This is a genomic window from Occallatibacter gabretensis (assembly GCF_001449115.1).
In the GTDB taxonomy this organism is placed as follows: Bacteria; Acidobacteriota; Terriglobia; order Terriglobales; family Acidobacteriaceae; genus Telmatobacter; species Telmatobacter gabretensis.
Map to the genome: position 1 here is coordinate 1,121,374 of NZ_LAIJ01000009.1, position 24,041 is coordinate 1,145,414.

24 protein-coding genes are annotated in these 24,041 nt (G+C 58.3%); 18 read left to right on the forward strand and 6 right to left on the reverse strand.

Features of this window, described 5'->3' with window-relative positions:
* Position 1 precedes the first annotated feature (1 nt).
* The 5 genes from VO84_RS10940 to VO84_RS10960 all read left to right on the forward strand — a co-directional run bounded on the left by VO84_RS10940 (position 2) and on the right by VO84_RS10960 (position 4,759).
* The gene (locus VO84_RS10940; protein ID WP_197413986.1) at positions 2–1,438 is read left to right on the forward strand and encodes a DUF1254 domain-containing protein; all 1,437 of its coding nucleotides are present in this window, start codon (positions 2–4) and stop codon (positions 1,436–1,438) included.
* 115 nt (positions 1,439–1,553) lie between these two features.
* Positions 1,554–2,144, forward strand: coding sequence for a Jag family protein (locus VO84_RS10945; RefSeq protein ID WP_157439829.1), 591 nt, complete (start codon positions 1,554–1,556; stop codon positions 2,142–2,144).
* 28 nt (positions 2,145–2,172) lie between these two features.
* Positions 2,173–3,297, forward strand: a complete 1,125-nt coding sequence (locus VO84_RS10950; protein ID WP_058187647.1) for a nucleoside hydrolase — start codon at positions 2,173–2,175, stop codon at positions 3,295–3,297.
* Between the two features lie 121 nt (positions 3,298–3,418).
* Positions 3,419–4,252 carry a hypothetical protein gene (locus VO84_RS10955; RefSeq protein ID WP_058187648.1) on the forward strand — a complete coding sequence of 278 codons (834 nt, stop codon included), beginning with the start codon at positions 3,419–3,421 and terminating at the stop codon, positions 4,250–4,252.
* A 96-nt stretch (positions 4,253–4,348) separates the two neighbouring features.
* Positions 4,349–4,759 carry a VOC family protein gene (locus VO84_RS10960; protein WP_197413987.1) on the forward strand — a complete coding sequence of 137 codons (411 nt, stop codon included), beginning with the start codon at positions 4,349–4,351 and terminating at the stop codon, positions 4,757–4,759.
* A gap of 67 nt (positions 4,760–4,826) precedes the next feature.
* On the opposite strand, the gene dnaA is transcribed toward VO84_RS10960, so the two are convergent.
* Complete coding sequence (gene dnaA / locus VO84_RS10965; protein ID WP_058187650.1) at positions 4,827–6,287, reverse strand: chromosomal replication initiator protein DnaA; 1,461 nt, start codon at positions 6,285–6,287, stop codon at positions 4,827–4,829.
* Between the two features lie 561 nt (positions 6,288–6,848).
* On the opposite strand from dnaA, the gene rpmH reads away from it, so the two are divergent.
* From rpmH to yidC, 4 genes are all read left to right on the forward strand, one after another.
* On the forward strand, positions 6,849–7,004 hold the full coding sequence (rpmH, locus tag VO84_RS10970; protein ID WP_058187651.1) for a 50S ribosomal protein L34: 156 nt from the start codon (positions 6,849–6,851) through the stop codon (positions 7,002–7,004).
* Between the two features lie 64 nt (positions 7,005–7,068).
* On the forward strand, positions 7,069–7,512 hold the full coding sequence (rnpA, locus tag VO84_RS10975; protein ID WP_082661900.1) for a ribonuclease P protein component: 444 nt from the start codon (positions 7,069–7,071) through the stop codon (positions 7,510–7,512).
* Positions 7,509–7,769 carry a membrane protein insertion efficiency factor YidD gene (yidD, locus tag VO84_RS10980; protein WP_058187652.1) on the forward strand — a complete coding sequence of 87 codons (261 nt, stop codon included), beginning with the start codon at positions 7,509–7,511 and terminating at the stop codon, positions 7,767–7,769. The genes rnpA and yidD overlap by 4 nt, the downstream gene beginning before the upstream one ends.
* Positions 7,770–7,815: 46 nt before the next feature.
* Positions 7,816–9,726 (forward strand): membrane protein insertase YidC, encoded by a 1,911-nt coding sequence (gene yidC / locus VO84_RS10985; RefSeq protein ID WP_058187653.1) that lies wholly within the window; start codon positions 7,816–7,818, stop codon positions 9,724–9,726.
* Between the two features lie 55 nt (positions 9,727–9,781).
* Here yidC and VO84_RS10990 read toward each other — a convergent pair whose 3' ends face one another.
* Positions 9,782–10,684, reverse strand: a complete 903-nt coding sequence (locus tag VO84_RS10990) for a TIGR01777 family oxidoreductase (protein WP_058187654.1) — start codon at positions 10,682–10,684, stop codon at positions 9,782–9,784.
* Between the two features lie 120 nt (positions 10,685–10,804).
* Here VO84_RS10990 and VO84_RS10995 point away from each other — a divergent pair, with 120 nt between their 5' ends.
* Positions 10,805–11,527, forward strand: coding sequence for a helix-turn-helix domain-containing protein (locus VO84_RS10995; protein ID WP_331458406.1), 723 nt, complete (start codon positions 10,805–10,807; stop codon positions 11,525–11,527).
* Here VO84_RS10995 and VO84_RS11000 read toward each other — a convergent pair.
* The 3 genes from VO84_RS11000 to VO84_RS11010 all read right to left on the reverse strand — a co-directional run bounded on the left by VO84_RS11000 (position 11,524) and on the right by VO84_RS11010 (position 13,161).
* Positions 11,524–12,186, reverse strand: a complete 663-nt coding sequence (locus tag VO84_RS11000) for a 5' nucleotidase, NT5C type (RefSeq protein WP_231737884.1) — start codon at positions 12,184–12,186, stop codon at positions 11,524–11,526. The genes VO84_RS10995 and VO84_RS11000 overlap by 4 nt on opposite strands.
* 88 nt (positions 12,187–12,274) lie before the next feature.
* A complete protein-coding gene (locus VO84_RS11005) occupies positions 12,275–12,601 on the reverse strand; it encodes a hypothetical protein (protein WP_058187655.1) in 327 nt (108 codons plus the stop codon).
* On the reverse strand, positions 12,598–13,161 hold the full coding sequence (locus VO84_RS11010; RefSeq protein ID WP_058187656.1) for an RNA polymerase sigma factor: 564 nt from the start codon (positions 13,159–13,161) through the stop codon (positions 12,598–12,600). Before VO84_RS11010 ends, VO84_RS11005 begins: the two co-directional genes overlap by 4 nt.
* A 315-nt stretch (positions 13,162–13,476) precedes the next feature.
* Between VO84_RS11010 and VO84_RS11015 the strand changes: the two genes are divergently transcribed.
* The 4 genes from VO84_RS11015 to VO84_RS23045 all read left to right on the forward strand — a co-directional run bounded on the left by VO84_RS11015 (position 13,477) and on the right by VO84_RS23045 (position 19,489).
* Positions 13,477–15,258: an AsmA family protein gene (locus VO84_RS11015; protein WP_058187657.1), complete on the forward strand. Its 1,782-nt coding sequence runs from the start codon at positions 13,477–13,479 to the stop codon at positions 15,256–15,258.
* Between the two features lie 172 nt (positions 15,259–15,430).
* Positions 15,431–15,817, forward strand: a complete 387-nt coding sequence (locus VO84_RS11020; protein ID WP_058187658.1) for a hypothetical protein — start codon at positions 15,431–15,433, stop codon at positions 15,815–15,817.
* A 190-nt stretch (positions 15,818–16,007) separates the two neighbouring features.
* A complete protein-coding gene (locus VO84_RS23040) occupies positions 16,008–18,107 on the forward strand; it encodes a TonB-dependent receptor (protein ID WP_231737885.1) in 2,100 nt (699 codons plus the stop codon).
* Positions 18,104–19,489, forward strand: a complete 1,386-nt coding sequence (locus tag VO84_RS23045) for an outer membrane beta-barrel protein (RefSeq protein ID WP_058187660.1) — start codon at positions 18,104–18,106, stop codon at positions 19,487–19,489. The genes VO84_RS23040 and VO84_RS23045 overlap by 4 nt, the downstream gene beginning before the upstream one ends.
* 70 nt (positions 19,490–19,559) lie before the next feature.
* Here the strand turns inward: VO84_RS23045 and VO84_RS11035 are convergent, their stop codons facing one another.
* A complete protein-coding gene (locus VO84_RS11035) occupies positions 19,560–19,913 on the reverse strand; it encodes a hypothetical protein (protein ID WP_058187661.1) in 354 nt (117 codons plus the stop codon).
* Between the two features lie 130 nt (positions 19,914–20,043).
* Here VO84_RS11035 and VO84_RS11040 point away from each other — a divergent pair, with 130 nt between their 5' ends.
* The 4 genes from VO84_RS11040 to VO84_RS11055 all read left to right on the forward strand — a co-directional run bounded on the left by VO84_RS11040 (position 20,044) and on the right by VO84_RS11055 (position 23,919).
* A complete protein-coding gene (locus VO84_RS11040; RefSeq protein ID WP_058187662.1) occupies positions 20,044–20,760 on the forward strand; it encodes a DUF5995 family protein in 717 nt (238 codons plus the stop codon).
* 93 nt (positions 20,761–20,853) lie between these two features.
* Positions 20,854–21,984 carry a cellulase family glycosylhydrolase gene (locus VO84_RS11045; protein ID WP_058187663.1) on the forward strand — a complete coding sequence of 377 codons (1,131 nt, stop codon included), beginning with the start codon at positions 20,854–20,856 and terminating at the stop codon, positions 21,982–21,984.
* Between the two features lie 64 nt (positions 21,985–22,048).
* Positions 22,049–23,341: an aminotransferase class V-fold PLP-dependent enzyme gene (locus VO84_RS11050; RefSeq protein ID WP_058187664.1), complete on the forward strand. Its 1,293-nt coding sequence runs from the start codon at positions 22,049–22,051 to the stop codon at positions 23,339–23,341.
* 8 nt (positions 23,342–23,349) lie between these two features.
* Positions 23,350–23,919, forward strand: a complete 570-nt coding sequence (locus VO84_RS11055; RefSeq protein WP_058187665.1) for a methyltransferase family protein — start codon at positions 23,350–23,352, stop codon at positions 23,917–23,919.
* Positions 23,920–24,041: the final 122 nt, after the last annotated feature.

The following is a 24,041-nucleotide window of genomic DNA, read 5'->3' on the forward strand; positions in this document are numbered from 1 at the left end:
TTTGAAACAGCCGACGATTGTTATATCGAAGTGCTTGTTTGTAAGCCTGATCGTAATTGCGGTATCTATTACCGGCTGCAACAACACAAGCAAACCAGCCGACTCCGGGCTATCCGCTGCTGATGCGCGGGCCATCGCCAAAGAAGCATTTATCTATGGCTTTCCGATGGCCGCAAATTATCAGACGATGTACAAGCAGGCCATCGATAAGAAGAGTCCCGACTATCGCGGCGACTTCAACATCGTCAGCAGCTCCAAATCTGTCGCGACTCCGGAAGATAAGTTTGTCGTTACTCCCAACTCCGATACTCCCTATTCCTACCTTTGGATGGACCTGCGGACCGAGCCTGTTGTCGTTACCATGCCGAAGATAGAGGCGAACCGCTACTACACAACGCAGTTTGTCGATCTCTATACCTATAACTTTGCCTATCTCGGCACGCGCGCGTTTGGCAACGATGGCGGGACCTTCATGATCGCCGGTCCGGGCTGGAATGGCGCTACGCCCGCGGGCGTCAAAGCCGTTATTCAGACCGAAACGCAATTTGCATACGCCCTCTTGCGCACTCAGCTATTCAATGCGGCTGATTTGCCCAAGGTGAACAAAATCCAGTCCGGTTATCATGCAGAGCCGCTGAGCGCGTTCCTTCACCAGGCCGCGCCACCTGCTCCTGCCGCCATCAACTGGCTTCAGCCGGCGGACATTGCCACACCTTCGTATGCCATTTTTCCCGTTGTTAACTTCCTCTTTCAGTTCTGCCCGCCGAATCCATCTGAAAAAGATCTTCTCGCACGCTTCGCAAAACTCAACATCGGTCCAGGACAGACCTTCGACTTCAGCAAGTTTTCACCGGAGATTCAGCAGGCCATCAATGACGGCATCAAGGATTCCAATGCTGATCTTGACACGATCATGAAGAGGATCAATACCGATCAGATATCCAGCGGAGAGATGTTCGGCGCGCGGGATTTTCTCAAGGACAACTATCTTTATCGGTACGCCGGAGCCAAGCTAGGCCTTTACGGAAACTCAAAGCAGGACGCACTCTACTTTGGTTACTTTGTGGACGCCAGCCATCAGCCGCTGGATGCCTCGAAATCCAGCTATGAGCTGCACTTTGCCAAAGGTGACCTGCCGCCGACAAAAGCCTTCTGGTCGCTGACGATGTACGACGGCAAGACACAGCTACTTGTGGCGAATCCGTTGAAACGCTATCTGCTGAACTCGACTACGCTGAAGTCCTACAAGTATGGCGCGGATGGCTCGCTTACGCTTTATATTTCGCACACGAATCCGGGTGCGGCGAAAGAACCCAACTGGCTCCCTGCGCCTGACGGTCCATTCTATGGCGTCTTCCGCGTCTATCTTCCCGGCGACGCGGTCCTTGACGGGAGCTGGAAGAAACCGCTGATGCAACCGGTGGGGAACAATCCGTAGTTTGCCCCGAAGCGACGAGTCCAGCGCGTGGAATTTAAGATCTAACTCCAGGTTTCGGCCCGACCCGCTAACCCCGGCTGCGGTTACCCGGTTCGGTCTGCGATACTAAGACGTTATGCCGATTGATGATCTGCAACAGGCTGCCCAAAAAATTGCCGAACTGCTCTCCAACATGAACAAACTTGGAGGATTCCGGCTGAAGTACCGCATCTCGGCGGGCGATCCGCAAGAGGAAGACACAGCTGCACTCAACGTGGAGTTGGCCGGACCGGACACTCCGCTGCTGACGCAGCACAACGGCGAGCTGCTGAGGGCGTTTGAGACGATTGCGGCGCAGGTGCTGCGGCTGGATCAGCGCGAGCAGAGCCAGATCAGCTTTGACGCGGGCAACTTCAAGGCGCTGCGCGAGGCGGAGCTGAAGATGGCCGCGGAGACGGCGGCGGCGAAGGTGATCGAGTCGGGCGTGCCGTTTGCTTTTCCGCCGATGAACAGCCGCGAGCGGCGGGTGCTGCATATGGTGCTGCGCGAGATTGAGGGCGTGGAGACGGCGAGCAACGGCGAAGGACGCGACCGCTTTTTGGCGGTGTATCCGGAAGGCAAGACGCATCTGCCGGTGGCTGCGCAGGCAAAGCCGCGGTTTGGTGGCGGTGGTGGTGGCGACCGCGGTGGCCGTGGCGGACGCGACGGTCGTTCGGGACGGCGCTAAGCCTGCGCTTGTGACACAATAACGCTCAATGAAGACAAAGATTTTTGCTGTGCTGCTTTTGGCGGCGGCGGCGGCGGCGAGCGTGTCTCTATGTCTCGCGCAAGGGAGCGCGTCGAAGCGGCTGGTGTTGATCGATCAGGATGGTTCGGGGCCGGGCGGCTCCAACCAGATGGCGATGCTGGCGCTGCTGCAGGCGCCGAATGTGCAGGTGTTGGGCATCACCATGGTGACCGGCAATGCGTGGCGCGATGAAGAGACGCTGCATACGTTGAGAATGCTGGAGCTGACAGAGCATAGCGATGTGCCGGTGGCGAAGGGTGCAGTGTTTCCGCTGGTGCGGAGCCAGGAAGAGACGCGGCTCTCAGCCGCGCTGTACGGCAAGGAGACGTGGCTGGGCGCCTGGGGACAGGGGCCGACAACGCTCGAAGAACATGGCGGCGCGGTGACGCCGGTGACTTCGACGGATTTAAAAGAGCATGAGCCTTATGTGATTCCGGCGATGGCGGAGGGACGGCCTGTGATCAAGCCGATTGAAGAAGATGCCGCGCATTTTCTGATTCGGCAGGTGAGGGCGCATCCGCACCAGGTGACGATCTATGCGGCGGGGCCGCTGACGAATATTGCGCTGGCGATTTCTATTGATCCGGAGTTTGCCGCGCTGACCCAAGGGCTGGTGGTGATGGGCGGAAGTTTGAATCCGCAGACCGATGACCCGGAGTTTGCGACGAGCCCGAGGCATGAGTTCAATTTCTGGTTTGATCCTGAGGCGACGCATATTGTGCTGCGGGCTGCGTGGCCACGTGTGGATGTGACGACGGTGGATGTATCGATCAAGGCGCCGTTTACGCAGGAGATGCTGGCGGAGATTGCGAAGTCGCAGTCGCCTACGGCGCGGTACATTGCGGCGTGGAGCCAGGATCGCTACTACCTTTGGGATGAGCTGGCGGCGTGCGCGTGGCTCGATCCTTCTCTGATTACGAAGGAGACGGCGGTGTACATGGATATTGATCTAAGTCATGGGCCGAGCTATGGCGATACGCTCACCTGGACCGAGAAATTGAAGCCGGCGCCGCAGGTGCGGCTTGTGCATGCGCAGTTGGATGTGGACTTGCCGCGGTTTCAGAAGATGTTTGTGGAATTGATGAAGCGGTAGGCTATAGTGCCTTCAGCGAGATTGGCCAGCGGAATTGTGTTTATGTGCATCTAACATCATGCGGATGTTTATAGTTATCTCGCCTTTCATTTTAGAAATAGATCAAGCAGGAGGATGGATTATGGTTTCTTCGCGCAGAGTTGCGCTTGCAGCCGGTGTTTTGGCTCTTGGGTTTCTGGCCGGATGCTCTTCCAAGGAACAGAAGGCTCTTGATCAGGCCAAGCAGCAGGCCGCATCGACGGGGCAGCCGCAGCAGGTGGTTTCCGTGGACAACAACGGAACCACGACGACGACCGTAGTGCAGCCCCCTGCGACTGGGCAGAAGCAGCAGGCGATTACAACGACGACTGCGCCTGCGACGGAGGGTCAGCCGAAGCCTGCAAGCTCCGATCCGAAGGTGTCGGCTGTGCCGCAGCCTCCGCCAGCTCCGGTGCCGGTGAATGTGACCATTCCGGCAGGGACTGAGCTGAAGATTCGCATTGATCAGCGCATCAGCGTGAAAACATCACGCCCGGGAGAGGGCTTCAGCGGCGAGATTGTGCAGCCGGTGATGGCGAGCGATGGGAGCGCGCTGATTCCCAAGGGCGCGCGGGTGAAAGGCGTGGTGGATGCGTCGCACCGGAGGGGGCATTTCAAGGGCCGGTCGATTCTTGAGCTGCGGCTGACGTCTCTTGAATTGAATGGGCAGGAGTATCCGCTGAAGACGGCGGACCTGCAGCGCACGAAGAAGGGCAAGGGCAAGCGGTCGACCGCGTTTATTGCTGGTGGATCGGGCCTGGGAATGCTGGTTGGTGGCGTGGCCACGGGCGGAGTTGGCCTGCTCGTCGGCGGACTGGTGGGTGGCGGTGCGGGCACGGCTGTGGCGGGGCTCACGGGCAATCGCGATATCGATATTCCCGCAGAGGCTGTGGTGCAGTTCCGGCTGGCTGACGATCTGGTGGTACAGACGCAGTAATCGCGGCGGCGCTCGCTGCTTTTTGTTCGCATGCGGATGCGAGCTAATTTTCACTTGCAAATTGCACTTGTTGTCTGGAAAGTTGCTTTGGAGCAAATGATGACGAATGAAAGTATTCTCGGCAAAAGCAAGCTGGTGGCCTTTGCCGCCACCACGGATTTTGCAAGGGCTCGCGCATTTTATGAAGGCGTGCTGGGATTGAGCCTGGTTGAAGACGAATCCCCTTTTGCGCTGATCTTTGATGCCAGGGGCACCATGCTGCGTGTGACGAATGTCGGCAAGCACACTCCTGCGGACTTCACCGTGCTGGGCTGGGATGTGGAGAGCATTGATACTACCGCCCAGAAGCTTGCGGATGCGGGTATTCCGCTGCTGCGTTTTCCGGGCGTCAATGACGTGACTCCAAGTGCGATCTGGAACGCTCCGAGCGGTGCGCGTGTTGCGTGGTTCCATGACCCGGATTGCAATGTGCTGAGCGTGACGGAGTTTGCACAAACGGCAGAGTAAAGAAATTCTGCGCAGACAGCGAGGGCCGCGCATCGCGCGGCCCTTTTGCTTTGATTATGTTGCCAGCTTATCCGTTCAGCTGTTCCTGGAGCTTGTTGAGGGTGCGGTTGAGGTCCTTGTCCTTGCGGTTCTGCTCATCGATCTTGGAGATGGAGTGCATGACCGTGGTGTGGTGCTTGTTGCCGAATTGACGGCCGATCTCCGGCAGGCTGGCTTCAGTCATCTGCTTGGCCAAGAACATGGCGATCTGGCGGGGCACGACGACATTGCGCGAGTTGTTTTTCTGCTTGAGGTCAGCGACGCGCATGCCGAAGTGCTCGGCTACGGCGCGTTGAATGGCCTCGAGCGTGACCTTGCGTACCTGCATGTCAATGAACTGCTTGAGGCACTGCTGCGCTGCGGCCAGCGTGATGTCGATGTGATTGACCTGGCACCATGCGCCGAGGCGAACCAGTGCGCCTTCGAGCTCGCGCACGTTGGTGCGGACGTTTGAGGCAATGAAGAGCGCGACATCGGTGGGCAGCGTGACCTGCTCGGACTCGGCCTTCTTCTGCAGGATGGCGACCTTGGTTTCGAGATCGGGCGGCTGAATGTCGGCGATGAGGCCCCACTCGAAGCGCGAGCGCAGGCGCTCTTCGATTTCGGCTAGCTCCTTGGGCGGGCGGTCCGAGGTGATGACGACCTGCTTGTTGCTCTCATGCAGAGCGTTGAAGGTGTGGAAGAACTCCTCCTGCACGCGCTCCTTCTGCGCGATGAACTGGATGTCATCGATGAGCAGCACGTCGACGCCGCGGAAACGGTCGCGGAAGCCGATCATGCGGTCGTTGCGGATGGAGTTGATCATTTCATTAAGGAACTTTTCCGCGGTGACATAGCAGAGGTTGGAGGTGGGCTGACGCTTCTTGATCTCGTGGCCGATGGCCTGCATGAGGTGCGTTTTACCCATGCCGGAGCAGCCGTAGAGGAAGAGCGGGTTGTAGGCCTTGCCGGGGCGCTCCGCAGCGGCAAGCGAAGCCGCGCGAGCGAACTGGTTGCCGCTGCCGGTCACGAAGTTATCGAAGGTATAGCGCTGGTTGAGCTGCGCTGCTGTCGAGAAATCGAAGCGCTGCTGCTCAGGCGAGCGATGGTCCTGTGCCCGAGAGTCCTGTCCGCGATGATCTGCCGTGCGCTGTGCTGCGCCGTTGGGCGCGGGCGGCGCAGTGGGAGCATGGGCGGCCAGCGGTCCAAAGCCGCCATCCCTGCGCTGGGGCGGGATGGAAGGATCGTCCTCGACGGTGACGAAACAGACGTTGTCAAACTCAAGCGAGTTGACGTCAATCGCTTCCTGAATCACATCGCCATACTTGTCGCCGATGTGCTGAAATTCCGGCGAGGGAACGCGCACGTAAAGGGTGCGGCCTGCGGAGTGGCTGTAGCGGGTGGGCTTGAGCCAGGTCTCGAAAGAATTGCGAGCCAGTTTTTTTTCAAGCGCCCCGAGAATCTGGAGCCATGGATTGGGTGTCGTTGCCGGAGACATTGCAAATGCCATCTAAAAAATCCTTGCCGGCGTCCGCGCAGAATGACTACTTCAAACTGATTTTTGGCAATAAAACTATTTCGCCGGGAGCACAAGGCTTCCCGCCGTGTCTTAACTCAAAGCCACTGATCAGTGTTTGTATGCCCCGGTAAATATAACTGGCAGGGACATGAAGTTCATCGTTCGGGGGACGCGATTAACTTTTCCTGAACGGGTCCGATAGTAGCACATTTAGACATGGTTGCAATGTCTCATTTACATAACTTTCGTGCTGTGGCCGCCTGTTGCACCAATGATGGTGAAAGAGAAATTTTTCTTTATAGATTTGCAATCGTATCGGTGAATTTTATTTGCAGTCGCATGTAAAAAAGTGAAACAGATTTTGGACTGGTTCGGCTGATTCGCTTGGAGGACACTGAGGGCAATTGGGGTTGCCTCGCCTAACAAGGTTAAAGCTGTGTGACTGGGTTGGCGGCAAAGACGGTTTGGGCTGGATTTCGAACCCAACTTTCGATATACTCAATACTTGCCATTACGGCTAGATTTTTCCCAAGGAAACAGGAGCGCATTTCGATGCCCAAGCGCACATTTCAACCCAACCGTCATCGCCGAGTCAAGAAGCACGGCTTCCGCGCGCGCATGAAGACCAAGAGCGGCGCTGCTGTTCTGAATCGCCGCCGTGCCGCTGGCCGCAAGCGCGTCGCCGTGAGCGCCGGCTTCCGCGACTAGTTTCATGCAGGGCCGGTGCACCGCTTCGCACCGGCCTGAAAACCCTCCGGCAGTGCTGAATACAATGACAACTCAGCCGCGGCCCGAGCCGAAACGCTCTCTTACGGGAGTGCGTCTGCGCAAACACGCCGATTATCAGAAGGCGTATGCGGCTGCGAGCCGCAAGCGGCAGTCGGCCTCGATGAGCTGGTTTCTCGCTCCGCGCGTGGTGGAGACAGCTGGTGCGGGCTCGGGTCCGCGCGTGGGCCTGACCGCAGGCAAGGTGCTGGGCAAGGCGCATGACCGCAACCGCATCAAGCGGCGCATGCGTGAGGCGCTCCGGCGGCATGTGGAGCTGCTCCCTGCGAGTGCTGACCTGATCCTTCATCCGCGCCGCAGCGTGCTTACGATAGATTTTGCGAAACTTGAGGCCGAGATTGTGCGTATTCTCGTTCAGGCTCAAGAGGAGCTGACCCGTAAGGGGCCAAGCTCGCAGGCTGATCCGAAGCCGAGTCTGAAGCAACAATGACGCGCATACTGCTTGCAGTAATCGGTTTTTACAAGCGCTGGCTTTCGCCCGCGCTGCACTCGCTGGGTATTGGGGGGTGCAAGTTTCGGCCTACCTGCTCGGAGTACGCGGCAGAGGCGATTACGCTGCATGGCGCGACGCGCGGCACGGTGCTGGCTGCAAGCCGGCTCCTGCGCTGCCATCCTTTCAGCCCTGGCGGATTCGACCCGGTTCCGCTGCCTCAGACTCATCCGCATCTCCACGAACCTTTACCATAAGAAGAAGCGGCCTGAAGCCGCGCTTTGAAACTACAGGACGTATCCTTTGCCCGAATTTCAGAATCCCAATCTTCAATCGCAGGGCGGCGCCGGCGGCAGTGGTGGCGGCGGCGGCGATCTGCGTTCGATGCTTGCCATAGGTAGCCTCGGCGTTGCCGTCTTCTTTGGCTATCAGATTTTCTTTAACAAGCCCAAGCCGGAGACGCAGCAGCCCGCACAGACGCAGCAGCAGTCACAGCAGGGCGCAAACAATGTGCAGACGCAGAGTGCTGCTCCAAGTGCGAGCCCGGCTGCCGGTTCCGCACAGCCCGCAGGAGCCGCGCCTGGCATTACCGCCGGAGCTGAGAGCGAGACGACGGTTCAGAATGCGAATTACAAGATCGTATTCACGAATCGCGGCGCGCAGGTGAAGCACTGGTATCTGCTGGACAAGCATTACCAGGACAGCGACGGACACCAGCTTGACCTGGTGCAGAAAGAAGCCTCGGATAAATTCGGCAAGCCGCTTTCGCTGTACACCTACGATTCGTCCCTGACGAGCCAGCTGAATTCGGCGCTGTATCAGGTGACGAACTCGACCGGGGGCACGGGCGTGCTGACCGCGCCGGGAGCGCTGACCTTTCATTACGAGCAAAACGGCCTCGATGTCATCAAGACCTTCAACTTTGATTCGAGCTATGTGATTCACGCGGAGTTTCAGGTACGGCGCAATGGGCAGCCCGTGCTGTCGCTTCTTACGTGGCCCGCGGGTCTGGGCGACATGGAGGAGTTCGGACCGAAGCCGCCGGATCGTGGCGGAGTGCCGATTTCGGCGGCCTCGCAGATCACCTACTCGGTGGATGGCAAGACGGATTCGATGAGCGCTGTTGGCGGCGGGTTCCTCTTCTGGGCGAAGCCGGAGGTAAGCGGCGGCGGAACGCTGACGCAGCCATTTGAGTTTGCCGCGTTGAGCGATCTCTACTTTGCCGCGGCGTTTCTGCCGGATGTGCCGGCGCGGACGACGATGGTGACGCTGCACAACACAATCGATATACTTTCCGATCCATCGAACCCCAACAGCGGGAAGAAGCCGGCTCATGTGGTTGGCCTGGCGGTGGGCGATACGAGCGGCTACACCTCGCTGCGGCTCTATGCGGGTCCGAAGCAGACGGACCTGGTTTCCGGTGTCCGCGCAATGGCTCCGGATGGCAAGCTGACTGGCCCGACGCTGCATTCGCTGATTCAGTACGGATGGCTGACGATTATCGCGACGCCGCTCTTCTGGGCGCTGAGATTTCTGAATGAGCACGGCATTCCCAACTGGGGATGGGACATTATCATCCTGACGGCGATCTTTAACCTCATCATGCTGCCTACGCGTATCGGCATGATGAAGTCTTCGCTGAAGATGCAGCGGATTCAACCGCGCGTGGACGCCATCAAGCGCAAGTACGCGAACCTCAAAGCCACGGACCCGAAGCGCGCCGAGATGAACCAGGAGATGATGGCGCTCTACAAGACAGAGAACATCAACATGTACGGCAGCTGCCTGCCGCTGTTGATCCAGATGCCGTTGTTTTTTGCGTACTTCCGCGTGCTGCAGAATGCGGTTGAGCTGCGCCAGGCGCACTGGGGCTGGCTGACGGACCTGTCCACGCCGGACCCGCTGCACATTCTGCCGATCGTGATTATCGTGACCATGCTTGTCACGCAGCTCATTTCACCCGCTCCGGGCATGGACCCCGCGCAGCGACGGATGATGGCGATCATGATGCCGTTGATCTTCGGATTCACGCTGTGGCATTACCCCTCCGGCCTTGCGCTTTACTGGTGCACGGGCAACCTTATCAACTTCATCATCCAGATATCGATCAATAATTCGTCGATAGGCAAAGAACTGCAGGTCATTGCAGCCAAACGCGCTGCGAAGCGGAATGCCGGTGGCGGAAACGGAAAGACGATTCAGGGGCGGCGATAGCTCTGTTGATCTGTTGAGAATGAAAGGGACACGGTTCAGCCGTGTCCCTTTTTGTTTAGTCCAGCGCAGCGCGCAGTGCTTCGTTGATTGTGGAATCGCGGAAGGTGAAGCCAGCGTCGAGAAGGCGCTTGGGAACCACGCGTGCACTGGCGAGCAAAGCTTCATCGGCCATTTCTCCCATGGCGAGATGCAGTGCGAAAGCGGGAGCGCGAAGAATCGCTGGACGGTGCACGGCGTGGCCGAGTGCGCGGGCGAATCCGGTACTTGTGACCGCGTTCGGCGCCACGAGATTGATCGGGCCGGAGAGATTTTCCTCGCTCAGGAGGAAGCGCACTGCGGCTACCCAGTCCGGGAGAGCGATCCAGCTCATCCACTGGCGGCCACTGCCGAGTGGACCGCCGAGGCCGAGGCGGAAGATGGGTAACATCTGGGCGAGTGCACCGCCCTCGCGTCCAATCACAACGCCCGAACGCAAGTGCACAACGCGAATGCCGGCTTGTTCCGCCGGTGCTGCGGCTTCCTCCCAGGCGCGGCAGAGATCGGCGAGGAACCCTTTGCCGGGCGCGGAAGATTCGTCGAGCACTTCATCTCCGCGGTCGCCATAGATGCCGGTGGCAGAGCCGACGATCAGCACCTTTGGCGGATTGGCCAGAGAGGCGAGTGTCTGCGCCAACGTCCGCGTGGTGGTCACGCGGCTCTCGACAAGCTCGCGTTTGTAGGCGGCTGTCCAGCGTTTGCCGGCGAGATTCGCACCGGCAAGATGGATGGCGGCTGTCAGGCCTTCGAGAGCGTTTGTCTCAGGAAACGCAGACGCCGATTCCGGATGCCACTCGACTTCCTTATGACTTTCTGGTTGACGGCGGACGAGTTGCAACGTCTCGAAGTGAGGGGCGAGGGAGCGGCGCAGTGCCGTACCTAACATGCCCGATGCGCCACCTAAGATGATTCGACCTGCCATTGAGTTGCCTTCTAGCTGCAACTAAGCCTTCTATTTGCAGCGGCTCCGCAGCCTTAAGTAGCATAAGAATAACTTTTATCCGGGAAACAAATCCCGGCACGCACGCTTCAGGAGATGGCAATGCCCGGCATGGAAGCTGCACGTAGATTAGATGCAGGCCCGGAGCAGACTGCTCCGATTGGTGAAGAAACCGCCGAGCGGTTCATAGAGGAAAAGCATATCGGCGAGCGTATCAAGCGCCTGCGGCTCAGGAAATCGATGGGACTGGTGGAGCTGGGCAGGCAGGCCGGCCTCTCGGCCAGCTTTCTCTCGCAGCTTGAGACCGGGCGGGTGGTTCCCACGCTCCGTAATCTGTCGCGGATTGCGATGGTCTTCTCAAAAGACCTGGCGTACTTCTTTGAAAATGAGCCGCAGCCGCTCTTTCGCGTGCACCGCAAGCGGGAGCGCGTGCGTCTGCCGCAAACCGGCGCGGATCATCCGGCATATTTTTTTGAGAGCCTGGGATTTATGGTGCCGGACCGGCAGATGGACCCTTACTTCGCTCAGTTTCTACCCGTGGGGGATGAGGCTGCACGGGAAGAGGCGATCCGGACGCATGTGCATCCGGGCTGCGAGTTTCTCTACGTTCTGGATGGGCGGCTGGAGCTGCGGCAGGGAGAGAATCGCGCCACGCTGGAGCCGGGCGATGCGGTGTATTTCGACTCCGGCTCGCCGCACTCGTATGTATGTGTGAGTGAGAAGCCTGCAAGCGCGGTGATTGTGGCAATGCACCAGACGGCGATCGCGCATGCCAAGCCGGTTGTGACACCGGCTGTGCCAAAGGCTCCGCATCCGATGCGTTAGTCTTTTACGGCTTCAAAGAACTCCGCGACTTCCTGCCAGTTGTTCACTCGGGTAAAGCCCGTGACGGCGAGATTGTGCGGCGCGGAGAAGAGAATGCCGTGGCCTTCAAAGCGCTGCAGGTTTCGCGGCAGATCATCGATAAGGTAGTCGGCGCGGAGGATGTTCTTGTTGCCGCAGAAGACGTAATGCGTGGGCGGAATAAACGAGAAGTGACGCTGCAGCCAATGGTATTTCGCCGCGAAGGAGTTGGGCACGGACATGGCTGCGGTGGCGATGAAGACCTCAAAGCGCTGAACCAGGCTGCGGAGCACCTCCTGGGAGCCGGATATCAGGGGTAGGTCGGCAAAAAAGTCCTCGGCATCCAGAAAGGCGCGGAGCTGTTCCTGGCGGTCCATGGGAGTAACCTCCCAGAGATTTTTTCCGGTCAGATCTTCAGTTGTGAGCTCTTCGTCAAATTCATGGTTATAGCGGCGGAGATGCTCGGCGAGCGTATCGGCCATCACTTCGTCCATATCGACACAGATGCGGCGCACGGCGGGATCCTTGAGGGTGAAGTCGTCCTCCCAAAAGATTAGCAGCGCTTGAGAAGAAATTGCGCCCGTTGTCCGATAGATAGAATCGAATCCCGCTAGTTTCGGAATGTGTTTATGGTCAGGCAATTCCCCCCCCACGAACTCCGTGATCCCTGTCTTTGCTCTGCATAAACAAGGGCGGGCCTCAGCGGCCCGCCCTTCGTCTGCGATGAACTCAGCGCGAACGGGTGTTGGCAAGAGCCCGAAGAATCGTGCGGGTATTTTTGTTGCTGACCTGACGAAGATACATCGTGAGAGCAAACATCAGGACAAGGAAGAAGAGGTCAACGCGCAGCATGGAATGTAGCAGTCCACCCAGCGTCTCCAGCGGAAACATATGCAGGTGCATCCAGACAAAGACAACGACGGCCAAAATGGCAAGCACGCCGACGATCACGCGCGAGAAGCGTTCAGACCGATCCGCGTCTGCCAGTGCTCGCTGGACGAAGGCGATTTCCGCGTTGGTGTTTTCGGAGTTGGGTTGCAGAGGTTCGGGGCTCATGCTGGTTTCCTTTCAGAGGTAAGATGTTTGCGAAGGCTGGTGACTCCGTAATGGAGGCGCGACTTGATGGTGCCGACCGGAATGTCCAGGATGGCGGCACATTCTTCCAGGGAAAGGCCGTGCTGGTAATGGAGTAGCAGCACCGCTCGGCTGGCCGGTGTGACCCGGTCGAGAAGGTTTACGAAGACCTCGTCGGGTAGCTCGCCGGGACTCGGATCCAGCGAGATGAGCCGTTCCGGTGGCACATCCTCGAGAGGCTGCCAGCGGCTATCGCGCCTGAGATGGGAAAAGGCAATGCGCGAGGCGATGCGGAAGCTCCACGGACGAAAAACGGCGGGCTCGCGCAGGAATGGGAGCTTTCGGAAGATCTGGATTGAGGTCTCCTGCAGAATGTCGTCCGCGAGAGTGACGCCGGCCAGACGGATGATGTAGCGGCGCAGCGGCGTGTAGATGTCATGGAGGAGTTGTTCTAAAGCGGTCCGGTCGCCGCTTTGAGCGAGAAGCACAAGCAGGGTCTGGTCGGGTGGTGGCAACTCCTCCATGTGAGTTTTGGTATCCATACTTGTGAGAGAGCAGTCTAAGAATAAAAGTTCGGTTCCCGCGAATAAATAATTACGGCTACAAGAGCCGCAGCTGGCGGATGCTCAGAAGGCCGCGAAGAAGAAAACCCGCAAAGTGCGGCGCAATGGAAGAAGAAGCCACCGGCTGAGCGGAACGGGAAAAGCCTAGTGAGATCAATGAATTGGCCCTATACGTGACGCTGTGCATCTAAGCGTCTAAACAGGTGACTTGCGCACAGCTTGCGCGGATTGCCATATAGGGGCCGAGTATTGGACCAGGGAAAGAAATCCTTTTTTCGCAGGCACAGGTGGATTATGTGGCTGGCCGGCGTAGTTGTCGTGGTGCTGATTGCCATCAGCGTGGCACTGACCATAGTGGCGCGGCGGTTTGAGCCGTATGTCCGGGCGCGGATTGTGCAGGGTCTGGAGCAGCGGTTCCATACGCATGTGGAACTGGACGGGTTTCATGTACAGGTGAACAACATCCGCAAGGGCGAGTGGGGCCTTTGGGCCGCAGGACAGGGCTTGCGCATCTGGCCGCCGCATCCGGTCAATGGCGTGCAGCCGTTGGACACGAGCGTCAGCAGTGGATCGCCGCTGATTTCTCTCAATGAGTTCAGTTTTCACGTGCCATTGCGCTGGGACCAGACCAAAGAGATTCACATTGGCGAAGTGCGGCTGAAGGGAATGCACATCGTCGTGCCTCCGCGAGTGAAGAATCCTGAGACCGGAGAGCAATCGCCGGGGTCGCTCTCCCAGCTTGCCAAATCCGCGTCCGGCAAAGAGCCGTCTGTGACGGGCGAAACAGGTACGGCTGAAACCGATTCAGAGCCAGGCGGCAAAAAACCTCACCCGTTGCTGATAGATCGCGTAGTTTGCGAAGATGCGGACCTGCTTCTTGAAACAAACAAGCCGGGCAAGCTGCCGATGCACTTTCCCATTCCGCATTTGACGCTGACGAAAGTAACGCCGGGCGGAGCGATGGGCTATGTGGCGGACGTGCTAAACCCCAAGCCGCTCGGCCCGGTACATGCGGAGGGCAGTTTTGGTCCGTGGGTGACGGCGGATCCCGGCATGAGCGATATCAGCGGGACCTATCACATGGAGAAGGCCGAGATGGGGGTCTTCAAGGGCATTGCCGGGCTCATCACGTCGGATGGAAAGTTTGCGGGAACGATGCGCAATATTTCGATCACCGGCACGGCGAATGTGCCGGACTTCAGGCTGCTGCATTTCGGTACACCCGTGCCTTTGACGACGCGATTTGATGCTCGCGTGGACGGCACAGACGGCGATACCTGGCTGGACCGGGTGGATGCCACGCTCGGCCACTCGCAGTTCGTGACATCCGGCAAGATAGTGCGGGTGCGCCTGGATGTGAACGGCAATGTAACGACGGCGCAGAGCGGCCAGGTGGTGATCGACGGCCATGCCATTGACCTGAACGTGAACGTGGCGCATGGGCAGATGGAAGATTTCATGAAGCTGACGAGCAAAAACGGCACTTCGCTGCTGACCGGCATAGTGCAGACGAAGGCGCATCTGCTGATTCCGCCCGGCCATGACACGGTGGAGCACAAGATCAAGCTGGATGGTACGTTCGATCTGAGCAATGCGCAATTTACCAGTGAAAGTGTTCAGACCAAAATTCAGCAGTTAAGCCTGCGCGGCCAGGGAAAGCCGGGAGAGCTGAAGACAGCTGATCCGACGCAGGTGCGATCCGAAATGCGCGGCACGTTTCACATGGCGAATGCGGTGATTACGCTGCCTGATCTTGATTACAGCGTGCCGGGCGCGGATATTCAACTGAAAGGCAGCTATGCTCTCGATGGCACGCTGGACTTTGGCGGTACGGCGCGCATGGATGCTACGGTCTCCAAGATGGTGGGCGGCTGGAAGGGAATCCTGCTGAAGCCCGCGGATAAGTTCTTCAAGAAGGACGGCGCGGGAACGCTGGTGCCAATCAAAATCAGTGGCACGCGTGAAGCGCCGCAGTTTGGTGTCGATTTCAGCCGCGTGAGCATTAAAGGCACAAGACCTGAACGGCCGGACCAGAAGCAGCCGGACACGAAGGCGCCGGACGCAAAACAACCGTGACCGAGGTTTATTTCGAGCGGGCGGAGTAAGGCAAATTTTGTGCCGACCGCGAAACGCAGGGCGTCCTTCTATCACCATTGCGGTGTAAGAGCCTGCAAGCAGGCGCGGTAAGGGTTAAGTTTCTCCGCGACAGCATTTCAGCAGGCATCTCGAAATCTCCGAGGAAATTGCCATGCCGAACGCCAGTGTCAGAATGCCGTCAGTTTCAACACTCAACCTCCCCGCTGCCTCAAACAGGCTGGCTATCACTGTGTATGAAGGCACGGGCTGCGTTCCGATGCGTTGTCCGACGTTCACGGGTGCTGTTTTTACCACCACGATTGGTGGAGTGGCGGTGGATGATGGCGGCTCGATCATTATTAATGGTGTTCCGCACCCGGTGGACCCGTGGGGTTCCCTGACGGTGGCGCTGGTACGCTCCTCGCTTGTGACTGCGGGTTCCGCGGCGGCGGCTCCGCAACTGGCTGCGGCAGGACGCAGGCTGGCGGCAACTGCGGCACTGGAATCGATCCGCGCCGCGCTGCCGGCGATTGAAAAAGAGGCGGCTGGCGGCGAATAACATTGGATTTGCAAGCCTCGATGGACGAGGTGAAAGGGCCCGCTCGGCATACCAGCCGAGCGGACCCTTGCTTTTATGCGCTGCACAACAGTTACCGGAGTGTGAAGTTATCCTCAGGCAGCGGACGACTTTCAACTTGTATTGATGATCTATTCATAAATTGTTCGCAATAGCTGGCTACGGTTCAGCTATGAAAGTGAAATTATTATCTATTTTCTTTACCGTCATTTGCGTGGCGGTTTTTGGAGTGCCGGCTTGGGCGCAGTTTGACAACGGGAGCCTTGTTGGCACGGTGAAGGATGCCTCCGGCGCGGCAGTATCCGGAGCGAGTGTGACGGCGGCCAACGCCGCCACGGGCATTTCGGCCCACACGGTGACGAATAGCGCAGGCGATTATGAATTTCCCGATTTAAAAGTAGGCAGCTACTCGGTCACGGCCACCTCCGGCAGTTTTTCGCCCGCCGAAGCGCAGAATATCAATGTCTCTGTGGCCAGCCGCGTACGTATTGACCTGACCCTGAAGGTGGGCAGCACGGAGACAACGGTTGAGGTAGTGGGCCTGGAAGTTGCGCCCGAAACGGAAACCAGCGAACGCGGCCAGACGATCTCGAATTACCAGACGGCGAGCCTGCCGCTGGTGAGCCGCAACTATTCTGACCTGCTGGCACTGGTGCCCGGTTCGCGGCAGGCGCCCACAGCCGCAACGACAACCGCTGTCACCAGCCTGGTACGCGCAGGCGCGTACAACGTGAACGGCCAGCGGTCCATGTTCAACAACTTTCTGCTGGACGGCCTGGACAACAACGCCTACGGCGAGAGCAACCAGGGTTTTGACAACCAGATCATTCAGCCGCCGCCGGACTCCATCTCGCAGTTCCAGGTGGTGACGAATAACGAGAGCGCGGAATACGGACGCTCCTCCGGCGCAACGATCAACGTGGCAGGCCGCAGCGGCACAAACAAGTTTCATGCCACCCTGTACGAGTATCTCCGCAATACGGACCTGAACGCCTTTGGATTCATTCATCCCATCAGCGGCTCGCACGTCTTTCCCAAGCCTGGCTTTAACCGCAACCAGTTTGGAGCCAATTTCTCGGGCCCGGCGATCAAGAACAAGTTTTTCTGGTTCCTGGATTACGAGGGCTTCCGGCAGACGCTGACACCGACAGTAGTGTTGACGGTGCCGACCCAGAACGAAATCAACGGCATCCTGGCTGTTCCGGTACAGGACCCGTACACCGGCACGCAGTACGCGGCTGGCACGTCGATTCTCAGTTCGCCGAATATCAGCTCGGTAGCAAAACAGATTCTCACCTATTACGGCCAGCTTCCTTCGCAGTGCCTGACTGCGCCGGGTAACCCGGGCATCAATACGTCCACGGGCATTGCGGTGAACAACTGCGCGACGAACGCGTCGTTCACGGACAACGCCGACAAGGGCGATCTGCGCTTGGATTATCAGCAGAACGAGCGCAACTCGTGGTTCCTGCGCATCAGCGACCGCAAGGAGACGGGCATCAATTTCCGCACGCTTCCAGGCCCGCTCGATGGTCAGACCAATGGCCGCATCAAGATTCTGGATCAGCAGGTTGTGCTGGGCTATACCGGACTCTTCGGCAACAATAAGGTGCTCGACGCGCGGCTGGGCTTGAGCGGCACCCAGGCCGGCAAGTTCACGCTCTCGATTGGCGAGAACGACATTACGATTCCGGGCCTGCCGACGGATCCGACCGTGGCCGGCGGCATTCCTTCCATCGGCGTCAGCGGCGGTTTCAGCGGCTTTGGACGCCAGAGCACCAACCCCCAGTGGCAGAACCCCTCGCTGCTGGACCCCAAGGTGAACTTCACCTGGGTCAAGGGCAGGCACTCATTCAAGTTCGGATATGAGTACGAGAAGATCTGGATGGAAGTGCAGGACTCCAACCCGCTCTTCGGTTCGTTCAGCTTTGGCAAGGGATATAGCGCCGTCGGAACGACAGTCGCTGACAGTTACTGGGCGGACTTCCTCTTCGGCGCATCCAACAACTACGCGCTGGCCACCTACTTCAAGGCCCATCTGCTGGACAGCATGGATAACGTCTATGCGCAGGACGATTGGAAGGTTACGTCGAAGCTGACGCTGAACCTGGGTTTGCGCTGGGAGTATGGCGCGCCCTACTCGGAGAAGTACAACAATCTTTCGAACTGGGTTCCGGGATCGGTCTCCATGCTGACGCTTACGCCGGGCTACACGGGCGCCAGTTTATTCAGCCGTACAAAGGCGGCGGCGTCTACGGCAAAACGCTTGTGAATCCTGATCTGAACGACTTTGCCCCGCGCATCGGCCTGGCATGGCAGTTTCTGTCGCAGACGGTGCTGCGCGGCGGCTTTGGCATCAGCTATGCGCACTACACGCGCGCCGGTTCGGGCGATATTCTGCCCATCAATGCTCCCAACGCGCTGTTCGTCTCCGTCAATCAGCCAGGCACTGCAACCTCTACAGGCTACCGACCGGTGGACCAGGGCTACCCGACGGGGCTGGCGACGAACTTCTCGCCGGGCACCGACAATATCACGTATGTTCCCAAGAACACGCGCGACAGCTACGTGGAGAACTGGTACTTAAGCGTTCAGCGGCAGCTCAGCAAGAACGTTCTGGTTGACCTGGCTTACGTGGGCAATCACGGCCTGAAGCTGCAGGGCTTCTTTAACGCCAACCAGGGCAACCCGGCACTGGGCCTTGCGAACCCGCTCACCGATCAGGCTGCGGGCGCAGGCTTTGTGCGGCCTTATCCCACATGGGGTGGCGACGTGGGTACTACATTTACCTACGGCGACATTACCGAAGCCGGCAACGTCTTCTGGTCGCACTTTAACGCGCTGCAGCTCAAGTACGAGCAGCGGTTTGTCGAGGGGCTGACGCTGCTGAACTCATTTTCCTGGGAGCGCGCGGCAGACAACGCTTCGGCGTCTCTGGAAGGCAACACGCCCAGCCCGCAGGATGCCAACAATCTGGCCGCCGACTACAACCAGAGCGATTACAACCTGCCCGTGTCCAACGTAACCAGCCTTGTCTACGAGCTTCCCGTGGGCCATGGCCGCAAATATCTGGGCTCTGCCAATTCAGTAGTGGATGCGGTGCTGGGCGGCTGGCAGGTGAGCGCGGTCAACACGATGCAGGGCGGCACGCCGTATAACATCGGCTACACGCCGAACTCGGCGCAGGCGGTGAGCCCGCAGATATCGGCCACCTACCGCGGCGCCAACGAATACCGGCCAAACAGAGTTCCCTCGGTAGGCGTTAACAACTGCCATAGCGGCCGCTCGTGCATTCAGAAAGTGAGCGCGGTGAACGGCACTGTGCAGTATGTCAACCTGGCGGCATTCTCACTGCCGGCCATCAAGGATGCAAACGGCACCCCGCTGAATCCCTTCGGCGATGCGTCGCGCAACCCGGCCCGTACGCCCAACTTCTACGAGACTGACCTGGACTTCAACAAGAAATTCCACGTGACGGAACGGGTAGGTATGGAGTTCCGCGCCGAGCTGTACAACATCTTCAACCACACCAACCTCTACCTGCCCTCGAGCGGTTTGAGCGGCACGCAAGGCGGCCCAGCCACCGGCGGCGGTACGGTCTCCGGCACCTTTGAGCCGCGCCTTGTGCAGTTCGGACTGAAGGCCACCTTTTAGTGGTTAGTTGTTCGTGATCGGTGATTCGTAAAAGTATGGGCCCGGCCTCGCCGGGCCCATGCTTTTGCCCCTAAAGCTGTTGGAGATTGCGGAAAGTGATGAAGTGGCCGCTCTGCTGGGCAAGGTCCGAGAGGAACCAGCCGAGAATAAAAAGCGCGGCAATCGCGCCGAGTGACCAGAGATAGAGCCGCACAGGCGGCGTCTGCGAGAGAGCAAGGTCGCGATCGGGATTGGTGCGCGCGGGCACAAGAAAGAGTATTCCGCTGAGCAGGCAGATGCAGGCGGCAAAGGCCAGCCGCACCAGCGCAAATACCAGCCGCTCGCGCCAGTGCGTGCCGGGAAGAAAAAAGGTGTGAATGGCCGCATGGTACAGGCAGACTATGCATAGGAAGAAGGAAGTCGCTTTGGCGATATCCAGAAGCATGGCAGGCCACCGAAAATAGTTTAGTTCCGATTGCGATGGAATGGGAGTATCTGTTCGCTTGTTTCGCGATTAGACTCGTAACTGACTTTTTACCCCTACACGAAGGCTCTGACGAAGGAGAGGCACCCCGATGTTTCCCTACGATGCCGCGCTCGAAACAGTACTACAAACGACGCCGAACTCCATTGCAGATGTGTTGGGCCTGATGAAGACCATCGATTCGATTTGCGCGGCGAGTGATGGCTTGCGGTGGTTTAACTGGCTGTACATGCAGGTGACGCAGGCGGTGGAGCAGGATGTCGCAGCTGGGGGATTCAGCGATGCGGCGTGGCTGACTGCGCTGGATGTTGCATTTGCGACGTACTATTTTGACGCGCTGCGTGACTACCTGAGCGGGGCATCGTGCCCGGGATGCTGGGCAGCGGTGTTTGCAGTGCGTGACCAGGCTCCAATTGCACGGATTCAATTTGCATTGGCTGGCATGAATGCGCATATCAATCACGATCTTCCCCAGGCCATTGTGCAGACCTGCCGCAGCACAAACATAACGCCGAAACATGGCACACCGCAGTATGCGGATTACACGTCATTGAACACATCGATGGATGCGCTGGTAGAAACAGCAAAGCAGACACTGGATGTGCGGTTGCCGGGTGACGCGCTGCCTCCGGTTACGCACCTGGAAGACACGATTGCTGCGTGGAACCTGGCTGCCGCGCGGGAAAGCGCATGGCTGGCTGCGGAGGCGTTATGGCAGGAGGATGCACTGATTGCCGCAGTTCATCTGAGAATCCTGGATGGATTGACGACAGTAATCAGCAAGACCCTGCTTGTGCCGGTGCCGTGAAAGGCGTAGGTTGGCGTGTTTCGGATTGTTGAGATACAAGCTCAATCTGGCGTATCTGCGGCTGAATTGTGTACGTTTACATTGGAGGAAAGCATGAAAAGTTTCGCGGGACGATTGGGCTGGATGGTTTGTCTATGCCTCATGCTGGCGCAAGGTGCAGCGGCTCAGGAGACATCGGCGCGCTGGAGCGAGGCCGATGCCAATGCCTGGTATGCTCGGCAGCCGTGGCTGGTGGGCGCGAATTTTCTGCCTTCCACTACGATCAACGAGCTGGAGATGTGGCAGCCGGATACCTTTGACGCGCCGACGATTGACCGCGAGCTGGGCTGGGCTGAGGGCATCGGCATGAACACCATGCGCGTCTTTCTGCACAACCTGCTATGGGAGCAGGACCCTGCGGGCTTTAAGAAGCGGATGGATGTGTTTCTGACCATCGCGGCGAAGCACCATATCCGTCCGGTTTTTGTGCTCTTTGATTCTTGCTGGGATCCGAATCCCAAGCTGGGCCCACAGCATCCGCCGATCCCCGGCGTGCATAACTCCGGCTGGGTGCAGGCGCCGGGCAACGATATTCTGCGCGATCCGGCACAGTATCCGCGCCTCGAAAAATATGTAAAGGGCGTGGTGGGAGCCTTTGCCAACGATGACCGTGTGCTGGCATGGGATCTGTGGAATGAGCCGGACAACGGGAACGACAGTTCCTACGGCAAGAACGAAGGCCACACCAAGGAGCAGCTTGTGCGGGCGCTGCTGCCGCAGGTCTTTGCATGGGCGCGCAGTGCGCATCCGCGCCAGCCGCTGACCAGCGGCATCTGGCAGGGTGACTGGAGCTCACTGGACAAGATGTCGCTTATGTCGCAGGTACAGATTGAGCAGTCGGATGTGATCAGCTTTCACAACTACGGCTGGCCGGAGGATTTTGAGGCGCATGTGAAGATGCTGGAGCAGTTTCACCGGCCGCTGATCTGCACCGAATACATGGCGCGCGGCGCGGGCAGCACCTTTGACACGATTCTCCCGATTGCAAAGGAGCATCATGTGGCGGCCATCAACTGGGGACTGGTGGTGGGCAAGAGCCAGACGAATCTCCCTTGGGACTCCTGGCAGAGACCGTATGTGAATATCCAGCCGACCATCTGGTTTCACGACGTGTTTTATGCCGATGGGCGGCCCTACCGGCAGCACGAGGCAGATTTGATTCGGCAGTTGACGGGCAGGCCGTAAAGATTTTTCTGGACCCAAAGATTTTTGTGGAATTGCCCGGCGGCATGGGCCTACAGTCTGAGTTATGACTACCAGTAGCCGCCGATCTTTCCTGCGCAGCACCGCCGCATTGGCGGGCGCGTTTTCTTCGAGCAGCCTCTTCCTTGAGGCGCATGCCGCTGAGTTAGCCTCGGCGTCGTCCGCTATTAGTGGCCTGAGCCACGCGGACGCCGCGCAGAATGAAGACTACTGGAGCGTGATTCAGCGGGCGTATTCGGTGGACCCGAACCTGATCAATCTCAACAATGGCGGCGTCTCGCCCGCGCCAGTGGTGGTGCAGCAGGCCGTGGAGCGTTACAACCAGCTTGCCAACGAGGGGCCGTCCTACTACATGTGGCGCATCATGGATCAGGGCCGAGAGCCGCTGCGTGAGAAGCTGGCGCACCTGGCTGGGGCTGATCCGAACGAAGTTGCCATTAACCGGAATTCGACCGAAGCGCTGAACACTGTCATTTATGGAATGGACCTGAAGGCCGGTGACGAAGTCATTGGCACCAAGCAGGACTATCCCAACATGATTAACGCCTACAAACAGCGAGCCATGCGCGATGGGATCGTCTACAAGCAGATCAGCTTCGATTTTCCGATCGAAGATGACGAGGTCATCGTGAAGGCCTACGAGCAGGCCATCACGCCCCGCACCAAGCTCATCCACGTAACGCACATGGTCAATTGGGTTGGGCAGACGATGCCCGTGGCAAAGATCAGCGCCATGGCGCATGCGCGAAATATAGAAGTGATTTGCGATGGCGCGCACTCTTTCGGGCTGATGGACTTCAAGGTTCCCGATCTTGGCTGTGATTACTTCGGCACCAGCCTGCACAAGTTTCTTTCCGCGCCCATCGGCACGGGAATGTTGTGGATCCGCAAGGACAAGATCGAAAAGATTTACCCGCTCACCTGCAACGACCACCCGCACAGCACAGACATTCGCAAGTTCGAAAGCCTTGGCACGCGCAGCTTTCCACTGGAGCAGGGCATTGGCGAGGCGATCAACTTCCACATGGGCATTGGGCCCAAACGCAAGGAAGAGCGCATTCGCTATCTCAAGAACTACTGGGCCAGCCAGGCGCGCGAGGCGAAGAAGGTGAAGCTGCATACTTCGCTCGATGCGCGCTACTCATGCGCCATCTGCGGCGTCAGCATTGACGGCATGACGCCCGGCGAGCTCGACAGCGCGCTCTTCAACCAGTACAAGATTCACACCGTGGGCATTGTGTGGGAGAACATCAGCTGCGTGCGCGTTACGCCGCATGTGTATACATCGATTGCTGATCTCGACAAACTCGTCGGCGCGATTCACACGCTGTCTGCTTGAGGAGCCACATGAACCTCGAATTTTTCTTCAGAATATTAGGAGGGGTATGGCTGGTGGGAGAAGTTCTCATCGCCATCCTCACCTATACACGACAAGGGAAAGGCAAGATATCAGACCGTGGAACGCAAATCCTTCTCTGGATCGTGATCGTTGGATCTAGCTTGATAGACGGATGGATGCACAAGTTTTTCCCTTCCGATATGCCAGGACGAAATAGCTGGTTGCTGCCGGGGGCTCTGGGAATTCTGATTCTCGGTTTGGTCATTCGCGCCGTAGCAATCATTACGCTGGGCAAAGCCTTCAGCGCCAATGTTGCAATGCGTGAGGGGCAGGAGCTACAGCGAAGAGGGCTTTATCGCCTCGTCCGTCACCCCTCTTATCTCGGCCTGGAGCTGATTCTGCTGGCCTATGCCCTACATACCCGCACATGGGCGTGCTTCGCTGTTTTCTTCGTTCCAACGACTCTGGCGCTCTTATATCGCATTCATGTTGAAGAGATAGCCCTCCGCAATGCTTTTGGAGCCGATTACGAAGACTATAGCCGTAGTACGAAGCGGCTTATTCCGGGCATCTATTGAGCGTATTCGCATATCCAGGGCGATCATCAGGATGTGGCGCAGTCATAATTTTCTGCCATGGACCAACTCGCTCGTTTGCGCACCCTCAGAGGTCCAGCTTTAACACGCAACCTATAGAATTG